This is a genomic window from Nocardioides oleivorans, assembly GCF_004137255.1.
In the GTDB taxonomy this organism is placed as follows: domain Bacteria; phylum Actinomycetota; class Actinomycetes; order Propionibacteriales; family Nocardioidaceae; genus Nocardioides; species Nocardioides oleivorans.
Genome location: NZ_SDWT01000003.1, coordinates 179944 through 193168, shown reverse-complemented (window position 1 = coordinate 193168; position 13225 = coordinate 179944). Strand labels below are relative to the sequence as shown.

14 protein-coding genes are annotated in these 13225 nt (G+C 72.6%); 6 read left to right on the top strand and 8 right to left on the bottom strand.

Annotated features, from left to right (window positions below; all coding sequences use genetic code 11):
• Positions 1–9 precede the first annotated feature (9 nt).
• A complete protein-coding gene (locus EUA93_RS19565; RefSeq protein WP_129402017.1) occupies positions 10–1101 on the top strand; it encodes a DNA glycosylase AlkZ-like family protein in 1092 nt (363 codons plus the stop codon).
• A 16-nt stretch (positions 1102–1117) separates the two neighbouring features.
• On the opposite strand, the gene EUA93_RS19560 is transcribed toward EUA93_RS19565, so the two are convergent.
• From EUA93_RS19560 to EUA93_RS19550, 3 genes are read right to left on the bottom strand one after another with little or no spacing between them, the layout of a single operon-like run.
• Positions 1118–1693: a hypothetical protein gene (locus EUA93_RS19560; protein WP_129402016.1), complete on the bottom strand. Its 576-nt coding sequence runs from the start codon at positions 1691–1693 to the stop codon at positions 1118–1120.
• A complete protein-coding gene (locus EUA93_RS19555; RefSeq protein WP_129402015.1) occupies positions 1686–2027 on the bottom strand; it encodes a hypothetical protein in 342 nt (113 codons plus the stop codon). The genes EUA93_RS19560 and EUA93_RS19555 overlap by 8 nt, the downstream gene beginning before the upstream one ends.
• Positions 2028–2058: 31 nt before the next feature.
• A complete protein-coding gene (locus EUA93_RS19550; protein ID WP_129402014.1) occupies positions 2059–2895 on the bottom strand; it encodes a helix-turn-helix domain-containing protein in 837 nt (278 codons plus the stop codon).
• 51 nt (positions 2896–2946) lie between these two features.
• Here EUA93_RS19550 and EUA93_RS19545 point away from each other — a divergent pair, with 51 nt between their 5' ends.
• Entirely contained in the window at positions 2947–3504 is a 558-nt protein-coding gene (locus tag EUA93_RS19545) for a TIGR03086 family metal-binding protein (protein ID WP_129402013.1), read from the top strand.
• On the opposite strand, the gene EUA93_RS19540 is transcribed toward EUA93_RS19545, so the two are convergent.
• Genes EUA93_RS19540 through lepA form a run of 3 tightly spaced genes read right to left on the bottom strand, consistent with a single transcriptional unit; the run spans position 3393 to position 6802 of the window.
• Positions 3393–4343: an alpha/beta hydrolase fold domain-containing protein gene (locus EUA93_RS19540; RefSeq protein ID WP_207208866.1), complete on the bottom strand. Its 951-nt coding sequence runs from the start codon at positions 4341–4343 to the stop codon at positions 3393–3395. The two genes, EUA93_RS19545 and EUA93_RS19540, sit on opposite strands and share 112 nt — an antisense overlap.
• Before the next feature lie 48 nt (positions 4344–4391).
• Positions 4392–4892, bottom strand: a complete 501-nt coding sequence (locus EUA93_RS19535) for a HutD/Ves family protein (RefSeq protein ID WP_129402012.1) — start codon at positions 4890–4892, stop codon at positions 4392–4394.
• The gene (lepA, locus tag EUA93_RS19530) at positions 4889–6802 is read right to left on the bottom strand and encodes a translation elongation factor 4 (RefSeq protein WP_129402011.1); all 1914 of its coding nucleotides are present in this window, start codon (positions 6800–6802) and stop codon (positions 4889–4891) included. The genes EUA93_RS19535 and lepA overlap by 4 nt, the downstream gene beginning before the upstream one ends.
• 56 nt (positions 6803–6858) lie before the next feature.
• Here lepA and EUA93_RS19525 point away from each other — a divergent pair, with 56 nt between their 5' ends.
• Positions 6859–7776 (top strand): DMT family transporter, encoded by a 918-nt coding sequence (locus tag EUA93_RS19525; protein ID WP_129402010.1) that lies wholly within the window; start codon positions 6859–6861, stop codon positions 7774–7776.
• Here the strand turns inward: EUA93_RS19525 and bglX are convergent.
• Together bglX and EUA93_RS19515 are read right to left on the bottom strand one after the other, a co-directional pair.
• Positions 7766–10129, bottom strand: coding sequence for a beta-glucosidase BglX (gene bglX / locus EUA93_RS19520; protein WP_129402009.1), 2364 nt, complete (start codon positions 10127–10129; stop codon positions 7766–7768). The genes EUA93_RS19525 and bglX overlap by 11 nt on opposite strands.
• Before the next feature lie 129 nt (positions 10130–10258).
• Positions 10259–10789: a GNAT family N-acetyltransferase gene (locus tag EUA93_RS19515; protein ID WP_129402008.1), complete on the bottom strand. Its 531-nt coding sequence runs from the start codon at positions 10787–10789 to the stop codon at positions 10259–10261.
• 84 nt (positions 10790–10873) lie between these two features.
• Between EUA93_RS19515 and EUA93_RS19510 the strand changes: the two genes are divergently transcribed.
• The 3 genes from EUA93_RS19510 (at position 10874) to rpsT (ending at position 13204) form a co-directional block, all read left to right on the top strand.
• Positions 10874–11833, top strand: coding sequence for a phosphotransferase family protein (locus EUA93_RS19510; protein ID WP_129402007.1), 960 nt, complete (start codon positions 10874–10876; stop codon positions 11831–11833).
• Positions 11830–12774, top strand: coding sequence for a phosphotransferase (locus EUA93_RS19505; RefSeq protein WP_129402006.1), 945 nt, complete (start codon positions 11830–11832; stop codon positions 12772–12774). Before EUA93_RS19510 ends, EUA93_RS19505 begins: the two co-directional genes overlap by 4 nt.
• Positions 12775–12943: 169 nt before the next feature.
• Positions 12944–13204: a 30S ribosomal protein S20 gene (gene rpsT / locus EUA93_RS19500; protein WP_129402005.1), complete on the top strand. Its 261-nt coding sequence runs from the start codon at positions 12944–12946 to the stop codon at positions 13202–13204.
• Positions 13205–13225: the final 21 nt, after the last annotated feature.

Below are 13225 nucleotides of genomic sequence, written 5' to 3'. Positions count from 1 at the left end.
CTCCTGCCCATGGCCCTCACCTGGGACGACCTGGCCGCTGCGTCCCTGGCGCGCCAGTTCCCCTCCGACCCCGCCCCGGACCTCGCCGGCCGCCTCGCCCAGACCGGCCCCATCCAGTCCCAGACCGCCCGGTCGCCGTTCCTGGGCCTCGCCGCCCGTCACCCCGGGACCACGCGGGAGGAGGTCACGGAGGCCTACGAGTCCGGGGGCGTCGTGCGCGGGAGCACGATCCGCGGCACCGTGCACACCGCGACCCCCGACCAGTTCGCCGCACTCGGTGCAGCGACACGTGTCGGGCAGCGCGCGCTCTGGACGCGGATGCTGCGCCTGGAGCACGCGACGCTCGAGGAGCTGTGGACCGCGACCGAGGCGTTCGCCGCCGACTGGCGCTCGACGGACGCGCTCGAGCAGCACCTGCACGACTGGCTCGTCGCGCGCGAGGGGCGCGACGACGTCACCGGTCAGCCGGCCGGGCGGTACCTCGCGTTCGGCCACGGCGGGCTGGTGCGCAGGCCGGTCAACGGGGACTGGGCCGGGCAGGGCGCACCCGAGTACCGCTTCCTCCCACCGGTCACCGATCCCACGGTCGCCGATGCCGTCCGGCTCCACCTGCGCTGCCACGGGCCCTCGTCGCGCCAGGACGTCGCCTGGTGGTCGGGGTTGGGACTGCGGTCCGTCGACAGCATGCTGGACCAGGTCGACGGACTGGTCCGCGACGACGGCCCCGACGGCAGGACGTACGTCGACCTCGTGGGCGCTCCGCCCCCGCGAGAGCTCCCGGGCGTGCGCCTGCTCCCCGAGTTCGACGCACTCATGTGCGGCTACGACCCGGCCGGTCGCGTCCGCTTCTCGGAGAGGGCCCACCTCGACCGGCTGTGGATCGGGGCCAACGGGATGGTCCTGGCCCCGCTGCTGGTCGACGGCCGGATCACCGGCTTCTGGCGTGCCACCGGCACGGCGAGACGCCGACCGCTCGAGGTGACGTGGTTCGCGGGGACCCGCAAGCCTCGCCGGTCCGAGCTCGAGGCCCCGGTCGCCGCGCTCGAGGCGGCGCTCGGCATCACGGTCACCGACGTGTCGATCGGGCGCGAGGTCGTCTGACGCGGGCCCGCGCAGGCTAGAACGGCAGCCCGTCGGCCCCGACCGGCACCACGAGCAGGCCCAGCAGCCGGCCGTCCTGGCCGAGCGCGACACGCCCCTGCCACTCCCCCGCCTCGCAGACGAGGGTGGTGACGCCGACGACCGTCCCGAGCACCGGTCCGTCGGGCGCCGGCTCGCCCCCGGGCAGCTCGACCGTCGTGCCTTCGCAATGGACGAGGTTGCCGGTCTCGGCGACCGCGCCGGCCCACGTCCCGAGCACGACGTCGCGGGTCAGCACCCGGGCGACGTCGGCGGGCATCAGCCCACGCAGGTCGTCGTAGTGCCCCGCGTCGAGCAGGGAGAAGACCCGTTCGGTGGTGGTCGCGACGCTGGCGCGGTCGGTGGGTGTCATGGCCTCTCCTGTGCGGGGGTCGCGGGGTGCGCCGAACCTCTTGAACACGTTCTGCCGGGACGTCCCCATCACCGACCCGATGGCCGCCCAGCTCTCCCCCGCAGCGCGAGCGGCGTGCACGGCGTCGGCCAGGTGTCGCTCGGCGAGGTGCAGCTCCGTGATCGCCGAGCGGACGGCGTCGAGCGGATCGCTGTCAGGCACTCCCGGCCTGCGAGTCCCGGACGGCTGCAGCGCCTGCAGGCACGAGGGCGCCGGCCATGATGAAGCCGACGGCCCAGAAGGCCGGGTCGCCGCCGATGCGGTAGACGACGTAGCCGAGGACGACCGCGACCGCCGCGGCGACGGCGTACTGCCTGGTCGTCGTGCGTCCCCGCTGTTCGCCCGGGGGGACGGCGTAGGAGCCGGCGAAGAGCATCACCCAGAGCGAGAGTGCCAGGGCGCTGCCGATCAGGAACGTCCAGCCGCCTCCGGTCAGGAGGCCGACGGCGACGGTGACCGCGGCTGCGACGAGGAGGTGTCCGAGGATGAGGGGCATGGCTCCACGGTGCCCCGTGGCGAGCAGAATGTCAACTTTTGGTTGACACCGGCTGGTCACGGAGGAACTCCCCCGGCGTCATCCCCGTCATGGTGCGGAAGTCGTGGGTGAAGTGGGCCTGGTCGGTGTAGCCGAGGTCGGCCGCGACGTCGGCCAGGCCGGTGGTGCCGGCCTTGAGCGCCTCGACCGCGTCGTGGAGCCGGCGCCGCTGCACCAGCCACTTGGGGCTCAGGCCCAGGCGCTGCTCGACCAGCCGCTGCAGGCTGCGCTCGGTGAGCCCCAGCTCGTCGGCGATCTCGCCGACGCGGGTCACCTCGGGGTGATCACGCAGCCAGGCCACGAGGTGGTTGACCAGCAGCCCCTGGTCGTCGACCGGCAGGAAGGTCGTCAGCCAGTCCTCGACCACGGCGATCGCCGCGAGGTGGGAGGCCGGATCGTGCGGACCCGCCTCCATCGCCGCGCGGACGTCGTCGACGAGGCGGTCGTCGGGCACCAGGTCGGCGAGGTCGACCACGCTGTCGGTGAGGTCGGCGACGGACCGGCCGAGCACCAGGCGGCCGGCGGCGGGCATCAGCATCGTGCCGACGGCATAGCCCTCGCCCTCGAGGGTCACGCTCGAGCGGCCGCGGGCGACGCCGTAGAGCCGGGCGTAGGTGTTGCTGACGACCACCAGGCACACCGGGTGCTGGAGCGTGCTCTGGGTCGACGGCTCGGTCAGCGACCAGACCGGGATCCAGTAGCGGTCGACCAGGTCGGCGAGGTGCTCGCTGGGTGCGTAGCGGTGGATGGGCGGTGACGGTCGGCTGACACCGGTGAGGTGGGCCCGGTCCACTGGATCGGTGGGGTGCGGACCGGGCAGGCTGGCCATGTGTCGGATTATCACAATCGCCACCGACACCCGCCCTGCGAGCGTGGACCCATGACCAGTGCAGACAGCTTCACCACACGCGCCGATGCCTTCGCCGCGATCCTCGACGGAGTCGCCGACCGGTGGGACGCGCCCACCCCCTGCGACGACTGGACCGTCCGCGACGTCGTCGTCCACGCGATCGAGACCGAGCGGGACTTCCTGCAGCGCCAGGACCTCGACCCCGGACCGGCACCCGACCTCACCGACCTCCCCACCGCATGGCGCGAGCACGCCGCCTCCGTGGCCGGCGTGCTGGGCCGCGACGGCGTCGCCGAGCGGGAGTACGACGGCTACTTCGGGCGCACCACGATCGCCGCGACCATGGCCGACTTCTACGGCTGGGACCTCGTCGTCCACGGCTCCGACGTCGCGCGGGCCACCGGCCAGCCGTGGGAGGTCAGCGAGGAGGAGGCCCGCGAGCTCCACGCCACGGCCGACGGGTGGGGCGAGGCGCTCTACTCCGAGGGAGTCTGCGCGGGCGCCGTCGACGTACCGGCCGACGCGTCCGCCTCCGACCGCCTCCTGGCCCGGCTCGGCCGCGACCCGCGCTGGGCGCCCGCGGCCTGACCGGCGGCCCGGATCTCGTCGGCCACCATCGCCATCGTGTCGCGGGCCCGCACCGGGTCCTCGGTGAGGAAGTAGTGGTCGACGCCGGGCGTGACGTCGTGGACGACGCGCACACCCGCACCGCGCAGCCGGTCGGCGTAGGCATCTCCCTCGGCGCGCAGGACGTCGCGCTCGGCGGTGAGGACGACCGCGGGCGGCAGTCCCGAGAGGTCGGGGGCCAGCAGCGGCGACGCGTACGGCTCGCGCCGGCTGGCGGGGTCGGGCAGGTAGACCCGTCGCACGAGGCGACGCAGGTCCGGCGAGATCATCCCGGGGTCGCCGTCGCGCGGCTCCGCCGACAGGTCGAGCGCGGGGATGCCGAGCACCTGCAGCGTCGGTACGAAGGAGCCGGCGTCGCGCGCCTTCAGGACGACCGACGCAGCGAGCCCGCCGCCCGAGCTGAAGCCGCCCACCGAGACGGGCGTGCCGTCCGCGGCCAGCGAGGCGGCGACGTCGTGCGCCTGGTGCTGGGCGACCGGGTACGCCGCCCGCGGCGCCACCTCGAAGTCGACGTTGGCCACCACGACGCCCGCGGTCGCGGCGACGTAGCGGCACCACCAGTCGTCCATCTGCGGGTAGCGCATCAGGAACGCGCCACCGTGGAGGTGGACGTGCACAGGCAGGTCGTGCCCGCCCGGGGAGTAGAGGTGCACCGGCACCCGGCCGTGTCGGGTGCGGACGTGGATCCGCTCGGGCGCCGGCAGGTCACGGCCCGCGAACCCCAGGTCGTCGCCGTACGACACCGAGAAGCGTGCGGTCGCGCGGATCATCTCGACGCGGAGCCGGTCTGCCAGTCGCATGCCCCGGCTTCGCAGCGGCGCGCGCGCCCGGATTGGTCGGCCCTGCGGTCAGCCGGACTCGACCGTGAGCACGGCGACCGTGCAGCGGCCGGCGACCTCGCCCGGCCCGATGACGAGGCTGCCCTGCTCCGGGCCCGTGATCACGTAGGCCGCCTGGTCGTCGGCCAGCGGGAGGGCCGAGCCGCGGCCGAGCTCGAGCACGGTGCAGTACGTCGCCACGCCGGGCCCGGCGATCACGTTGAGCGCCCGCACGGGGCCCTCGGGCACCGAGGCGACGACCTCCGCCTCGCCGGAGAAGGCGAACGGGCGCTGGGGCTCGACCACCTGCGGCTCCCCGTCGACGGTCAGGTCGAGGACCGGGCCGTCCACGACCGTCAGCAGCCGGTGCAGCCCGGGGAACAACGAGAACGGCCCGTCGCCCTCGATGGTCGCGAGGCTGATCCGCCACGACCCGTCACCCGCGCGCGCCAGCTCGCGCGTCGTACCGCCACCGTTGGGCCACGGCTGCGGCGCGACCTCGTCGGCGCGCACCGTCCGGGTCCCGCTCACTTCTTGCCGGTCTTCTCCGTCGGCTGCGTGGTGGCGAGAGCAGCGACGAAGGCCTCCGGCGGCACCTCGACCGACCCGATGTTCTTCATCCGCTTCTTGCCGGCCTTCTGCTTCTCGAGCAGCTTGCGCTTGCGGCTGATGTCACCGCCGTAGCACTTGGCGAGGACGTCCTTGCGGATCGCACGGATGGTCTCGCGGGCGATCACGCGCGCGCCGATGGCGGCCTGGATCGGCACCTCGAACTGCTGGCGCGGGATGAGGTCCTTGAGCTTGCCGGCCATCATCACGCCGTAGGAGTAGGCAGCGTCGCGGTGGATGATCGCGCTGAACGCGTCGACCGGCTCGCCCTGCAGCAGGATGTCGACCTTGACGAGGTCGGCGGCCTGCTCGCCCGAGCGCTCGTAGTCGAGCGAGGCGTAGCCCTTGGTGCGCGACTTCAGCTGGTCGAAGAAGTCGAAGACGATCTCGCCCATCGGGAGGGTGTAGCGCATCTCCACCCGGTCCTCGGAGAGGTAGTCCATCCCCTGCAGGTTGCCGCGCTTGAGCTGGCACAGCTCCATGATCGTGCCGATGTAGTCCGACGGCGCGAGGATCGTCGCCTTGACGACGGGCTCGCGGACCTCGGCGACCTTGCCGTCGGGGTACTCGCTCGGGTTGGTCACCTCGACCTCGGTCCCGTCGTCGAGGGCCACCTCGTAGACCACGTTGGGCGCGGTCGAGATGAGGTCGAGGTTGAACTCGCGCTCGAGCCGGTCGCGGGTGATCTCCATGTGGAGCAGGCCGAGGAAGCCGCAGCGGAAGCCGAAGCCGAGCGCGCCGGAGGTCTCCGGCTCGTAGGTCAGCGCCGCGTCGTTGAGCTGGAGCTTCTCCAGCGCGTCGCGCAGCGTCGGGTAGTCGTCGCCGTCGATCGGGTAGAGACCGGCGTAGACCATCGGATTCGGGTGCTTGTAGCCGCCGAGCGACTCGGTCGCCCCGTGGTGCTGCGAGGTGACGGTGTCACCCACGCGCGACTGGCGGACGTCCTTCACGCCGGTGATCAGGTAGCCGACCTCGCCGACGCCGATCTCCCCCGCCTTGACGGGCTCCGGGCTGATCACGCCGACCTCGAGCATCTCGTGCACGGCGTTGGTGGACATCATCTTGATCCGGTCGCGGTGGCTGAGCTTGCCGTCGACGACCCGCACGTAGGTGACCACGCCGCGGTAGGTGTCGTAGACGGAGTCGAAGATCAGCGCGCGCGCCGGGGCGTCCGCGTCGCCCACCGGCGCCGGGGTCTGCTTCACGATCTCGTTGAGGAGGGTCTCCACGCCGACGCCGGTCTTGGCGCTGGTGAGCAGCACGTCCTCGGGCTCGCAGCCGACGAGCCCGGCGAGCTCGGCGGCGTACTTCTCGACGTTGGCGCTCGGCAGGTCGATCTTGTTGAGCACCGGGATGATGTGGAGGTCGGCGCCCATCGCGAGGTAGAGGTTGGCCAGCGTCTGCGCCTCGATGCCCTGGGCGGCGTCGACGAGCAGGACCGCCGCCTCGCACGCCTCGAGGCTGCGCGAGACCTCGTAGGTGAAGTCGACGTGACCGGGGGTGTCGATCATGTTCAGCACGTAGGTGCCGGGCTCGGCGTCCTCGGCGTTGCCCGCGGGGACGGTCCACGGCATCCGGACGGCCTGCGACTTGATCGTGATGCCGCGCTCGCGCTCGATGTCCATCCGGTCGAGGTACTGCGCGCGCGACGCCCGCTCGTCGACGACGCCCGTGAGCTGGAGCATGCGGTCGGCCAGCGTCGACTTGCCGTGGTCGATGTGCGCGATGATGCAGAAGTTGCGGATGATCGACGGGTCGGTCGAGCCCGGCTGCGGCGCGTTCTTGAGGCTCACTGACTGCTTTCGACTGGTACGACGTCTGGGTCGCGCCATTCTCCCACGCGGGCCACCGGGCACCGAACCGGCGACGAGGGCTAGCGTGCGACCACGTGAGCCGGCCCGACGCGACGCGACTGCCTCTCGTCCCCGCGGCCGCCTTCGTCCTGGTGTGGTCGTCGGGCTACATCTCCGGTCCCGCCGCCGTGCACGCCGCGGCACCGTTCACCGTGCTGGGGTGGCGCTTCGTGATCGCCGCGGTGCTGGCCGCCGGGCTCGCGCTGCTCCTGCGCCGTCCCACCCGGATGGACCGGGCCACCCTCGGCCGCGTCGCGCTCGTCGGACTGGTCATGAACGGGCTGATGTTCGCGATGATGTACGTCGCCTTCGACCTCGGGCTCGGCGCCACGCTCGCCTCCCTCTTCCACGCCCTCAGCCCCGTGCTCACGGCCGTGCTGGCCGCCGTGCTCCTCGGCGAGCGGGTCTCCGCGCTCCAGGTCGGCGGCTTCGTCGTCGGCGTGCTCGGTGTGCTGCTCGTCCTGGGCTCGGACCTCGGTCACGCGGGCGGGCCGGTCGCGGTGGGCATCGGCTGCCTCAGCATGCTCACCCTGAGCCTCGGCACGCTGGGCCAGCGGTGGATCGGCGCCCAGCCGGACCTGCTCTGGTCGGCCGCCGTGCAGTTCGCGGTGTCGGCTCCCCCGATGCTCCTGCTCGGCTGGACGACCGAGGGGTTCTGGCCGGTCACCGACGTGCCCCGCGCCGTGGTGTCGGTCCTCTTCCTCGCGATCGTGAACTCGATCGTCGGACTGGTCCTGCTCTCGCTCCTCGTCCTGCGCGGCGGCTCGGGTGCGGCGGCCAGCCTGTTCTTCCTGAGCCCGCCGGTGACCGCGGTCCTCGCGTGGCTGGTGCTGGACGAGACGTTGTCGACCCTCCAGGTCGTCGGGCTCGTGGTCGCGGTCGTCGGGGTCGGCGCGGCCACGCGTACCCGGCCCCCGCCACCGCGCGAGGACGAGGTGCGGCTCACCGGGTGACGGTGAAGGTCGCCTTCATCGCCGCCGCCGAGGAGTCCCCGCCGTAGACCTCGATCAGGCCCGGCTCCACGACGTACTTCCCCCGGTTGTCGTAGAACCCGAAGTCGCTCGCGTCGAGCGTGAAGGTGACCGTCGTGGACTGCCCGGGGTCGAGGCTCACCCGCTGGAACCCGCGGAGCCGGCGGACCGGCTGGGACAGACTCGCCACCGGGTCGTGCAGGTAGAGCTGGGCGACCTCGTCACCGGCGACGCTGCCGGTGTTGCGGACCTGCATCGACGCGGTGAGCCGGCCGTCGCGACGGACCGAGCTGCGGCTCAGGCGCAGGTCGCTGACCTCGAAGGTGGTGTAGCTCAGCCCGAAGCCGAAGGGGTAGAGCGGCGCGCAGGTGTCGAGGTCGCGGTAGCGGGAGTTGTACTTGGACGCGGCGTCGCACGGGCGGCCGGTGGGCTCGTGGTTGTAGTAGGTGGGTGCGGTGCCGACCCTGCGCGGGAAGGTGACGGGCAGCTTGCCGCCCGGGTTGACCGTGCCGAAGAGGACGTCGGCGACCGCGTGGCCACCCTCGGTGCCGGGGAACCAGGCCTCGAGGATCGCCGCAGCCTTGCCCTGCACCGCGCTGAGGTCGAGCGGCCGTCCGTTGAGCAGGACCACCACGACCGGCTTGCCGGTGGCCGCCACGGCGTCGAGCAGCTTCTGCTGCTGCCCCGGCAGGGTCAGCTCGCTGCGCGCGTTGGCCTCGCCGCTCATGTAGGCGTTCTCGCCCAGCGCGAGCACCACCTGGTCGGCCGCCTCCGCCGCAGCCACGGCGTCGTCGATCGTCGTCCCGTCGTCACCGGGACCGGCGCACACCTCGTCCTCCGGGGTCAGCGGCGGGTTCGCGACGTTCGGCGGGTCGAAGCTGTGGGCCAGGTTGCACGCCTGGGTGTACGTCACCTCGCCGGTGCTCGCGGCCCTCAGGCCCTCGACCAGCGGCACGTGCGCGGGCGCGAGGTCGTCGGCACCTCGACCGGGCCAGGGGCCGAGCACGTCGTCGACCTCGTCGCCGAAGGGGCCGATGAGGGCGGTCGACCTCGCCGGGTCGAGCGGCAGCGCGCCGCCGTCGTTCTTCAGCAGGACCATCGACCGACCCGCGGCCCACCGGCTCCTCGCCAGGTCGGCGGGCTTGCCGTAGCTGGCCGGGTCGGAGGCCTTCGCCACGTCGACGTACGGGTGGTCGAACAGGCCGGCGCGGAACTTGACCCGCAGGATCCGCCGGACGGCGTCGTCGAGCCGCTTCATGGTGATCTGCCGGGTCGCGAGCAGCTGCTCGCCGTAGTCGCGGATGTTGGTGCTCACCATCTCCGAGTCGGTGCCGGCCATCAGCGCCGCGGCACCCGCCTGCGGGCCGTCAGCGGCGACGCCGTGCCCGCAGGGACCCTCGTCGGGCGTGACCGGCGGGCAGGCCCGGAGCTCGGCGACGGCGGTGTAGTCGCTCTCGATGAAGCCGTCGAAGCCCCACTCCTTCTTGAGGATGTCGGTCTCGGTGTACTTGTTCGCGCACCCGGGCACGCCGTTGATCGAGTTGAACGAGCACATCACCGTGTCGGCCCCTGCGTCGATCGCCGCCTTGAACGGCGGGAGGTAGAGGTTGCGCAGCCGCGACTCCGACAGGTCGGTGGTGTTGTAGTCGCGGCCTCCCTCGGCCTCGCCGTAGGCGACGTAGTGCTTGACGCTCGAGACGACCTTGTCGGGCCGGCTGTAGTCGGTGCCCTGGGCGCCCTTCACGCGTGCGGCGCCCATGACCGACCCGAGGTACGGGTCCTCGCCCGCGCCCTCGACGATGCGGCCCCACCGCGGCTCGTGCGAGACGTCGACCATCGGGCTGTAGACCTGCTTGATGCCCTGGATGGCCGACTCGCGAGCCCCCACCTCGGCGTCGGCGCTCGCGACCTCGGGGTCGAAGGAGCTCGCGGCGCCCAGCGGCACCGGGAAGACCGTGCGGTAGCCGTGGACGGTGTCGTAGGCGAAGAGGATGGGGATGCCCAGCCGGGACTGCTCGACCGCGACGCGCTGGAAGTGGTTGATCCTCTCGGCGTCGACGAGGCTGAAGACCGAGCCCACCCCCGCCCTGGCGTCGGCGTCGGTGACCTGGCCGTCGGAGAGCAGCTGCACCTGCTGCAGCTTCTCCTTCGTCGTCATCCGGGCCAGCAGCGCGTCGACCTTGCGCTCGATGCCCGCGCTGGGCCTGCCTCGGGTCGGCGCGAGCGCCTCCTCGTCGTCGCTCAGGCCGCGCGCGGCGAGCGCCCCCGTGGCGAGGGCGAGGGTGAGGCCGACGGATGCGACGACGGCGAGGGTGCGGCGTTCGGTGCGCGCCATGGGGTGTCTCCCGGGGGTCGGAGGAGCCGAGCCCGGACGGGAACCTGCCCGAGCGCAGGTGTGACATACATCACCTTCCGCTCGCCCGGCAGCACTGTCAATGGATGTCCACGGGCCCCCGCCGGCGGCCTATCCCGAAGTGGGTACCCAGTAGCGGCGCTTGACCCCGCGCACGTCCTCGAGCTCGCCGCCGGCCGCCTCGATGACCTTGGTCGACCCGTGGTTGTCGACGTCGCAGGTGACCAGCGCCGGGTCGATCCCGAGCTGCGCGGCCCACGGCAGCGCCGCCCGGAGCATGGCGGTCGCGTGGCCCTCGCGGCGACGGGTGGGGCGCACGTCGTAGCCGATGTGCCCGCCGACGTCGAGCAGGAAGTCGTTGAGGACGTGACGGATGGCCAGCCGTCCGAGGTAGTCCGTGCCGTCGATCCACCACAGCGTCGTGCACGGCACGTGCCAGTCGGGGCGCGGGCTGTCGGGCCTCGCGTCGGCCCTCACCGCCTCGACGAACGCCTCGAACCGCTCCGGCTCGGTCCACCCCGGCGCGTGCACGTCGATCCAGGCCGCCGTCTGGCTGCGATCGACCCCTTCGGCGACGAACTCGTCCATCGCCTCGAGGAAGGAGGCTCGGACATCGGCGGTGGGCAGCACGAGCTCGGGCATGGCACCAGTGTCCCTGTGCGCCGTCACCCGCCTCCACCCGATATCCCGTCGTCGGCGCGAGGCCGCGTGGGGAAGGATTGCGCCATGCCCCGCCAGCCGCTCGCCTCCTACCCCGCACCCCACGGCAAGACCGCGCGCCGGCTCGAGTGGGCCTTCCTCCCGCCGAACCTGCGCGCGTACATCGAGCGCAAGTGCGGCTCCCCGGTGGTGTCGGCGATCTCCCAGACGAGCGGGTTCACCCCGGGCTTCGCCTCCGTGCTGGTCTGCAAGGACGGGTCGCGACACTTCGTGAAGGCCGCGTCGGTCAAGGCACAGAAGATGTTCGCCGACTCCTACCGCGAGGAGGCGCGCAAGCTCGCCGCCCTCCCCCGCTCCGTCCCGGCGCCCCGCCTGCTGTGGCAGCTCGACGACGACTGGGTCGTGCTCGGCATCGAGTACGTCGCCGGGCGGGCGCCGCAGCGACCGTGGCAGGTCGACGAGCTCGACGCCGTGCTCGACTCCCTGGAGCAGGCCGCCGACGCGCTCACCCCGCCCCCTGCCGGGCTGGCCCTCGACACCGCCGCCGCCGACTTCGCGCCCCTCGTCGAGGGCTGGACCTCGCTGCGCGAGCACCGCACCGACCTCGACGCGGCCCACCTCGCGGAGGCCGAGGCGCTGGCCCGCCGCTACACCGAGGTCGTCGGCGGGGACACCGTCGTCCACACCGACATCCGCTCGGACAACGTGATCATCGACTCCGACGGCCGGGCGTTGGTCTGCGACTGGAACTGGCCGGTGCGCGGCGCGGCCTGGTTCGACTCCTTCGCAGCCCTGATCGGCCCCCGTGGCGAGGGTGTCGACGTCGACGCGGTGATCGCCTCGCGCCGGCTGCTCCGCGACGTCGACCCCGAGGCGTACGACATCAACCTCGCGCTCTACGTCGGCTACTTCCTGACCCAGTGCGAGCTGCCGGTCCCGCCGACCTCACCGCACCTCCGTGACCACCAGCGCTGGCAGGGCGACGTGTGCTGGGACTGGCTCGCGGAGCGCCGGGGCTGGTCGTGACGGCGCCGCGCGCGGTCGGCGTGCGGCTCCCCTTCGAGGCCGTGCCGGCCGCCGTGCGCCGCTGGGTGGAGGAGGCACTCGGCTCACCCGTCGTCGCGACGGCGGAGCAGGTGGGCGGGATGTCCCCGGGCTGCGCGACCAGGCTGACCTGCGCCGACGGCACCCGCGCCTTCCTGAAGGCCGTCGGCGCGGAGCTCAACCCGGACACCCCGCACCTCTTCCGCCGCGAGGTCGCGGTCCTCTCGCACCTGGGCGCGCACGAGCTGTGGGCCCGCCTGCTGGCGTCGTACGACGACGGGGCGTGGGTCGCGCTGCTGATCGAGGACGTCGAGGGCCGCCACCCCGACTTCGCCGACGACACCGAGCTCGGGGCGGTCCTCCGCGGAGCCGACCGGCTGTCCGCCGTGCTGCGCGAGCGGGGCGAGCCGCCGACGGTGAGGCTCGTCGACGTCCACGAGCGGTTCCGGCTGTGGGCCGACACCCTCGACGCGCTGCCGTCGACGCCCTCCGAGACGCCGGTCCCGGACTGGCTGCGGGACGGGAGGCACGGATGGGCGGACGTGCTCCGCGCACAGGCCGGGACGGCGCCGGCCCAGCTGGTGCACTGGGACGTCCGGATCGACAACCTCCTGCGCCGAACGAGCGGCGAGGTGGTCTTCGTCGACTGGGGCATGGCGGCACGCGGGCCGGCCTGGGTCGATGCCCTGCTGGCGCGCATGGAACGCCTCGATGACGCCTGGTTCGACGCCTCGATCCGGTCCTCCCCCGACCTGGCCACGGCCGGCGACGAGGTGGTGACCGCGTTCCTCGCCGGGTTCGGCGCGCACCTCGCCGTACGCTCGGTGACGGCCGTCGACGTCAACCTCCCGACGCTCAACGATTTCCGCCGGACGGAGTCGCGGCGCATGATCGACGCAGTGGCCCGACGCACGGGTCGCTGAGCCGTCCCGAGCGGGCGCACGCGATTTGGGCGTGCGCGAGGCCGGACGGTAGTGTTCCTCCCTGCATGTCCGGCACCCGTCGCCCACCCGTCTCGGCTGGGAGATTGCCAGGCAGCCGACAGGCACAGACTTCCATTCCAGACCAGTTCGAGCATTTGAGGATCCACACGTGGCGAACATCAAGTCCCAGATCAAGCGCAACAAGCAGAACGAGAAGGCGCGCCAGCGCAACCAGGCCGTCAAGTCGCGCCTCAAGACCGCGGTCCGCAAGTTCCGTGAGCTCTCCGAGGCCGGCGACAAGGACGCCGCTGCCGCTGCCGGTCGCGACGCCATGAAGGCCCTCGACAAGGCCGCCTCGAAGGGCGTCATCCACGCCAACCAGGCCGCCAACCGCAAGTCGTCGATCGCCAAGAAGACCGCCTCCCTCTGAGGCTGGCCCTTCTGCTCGACG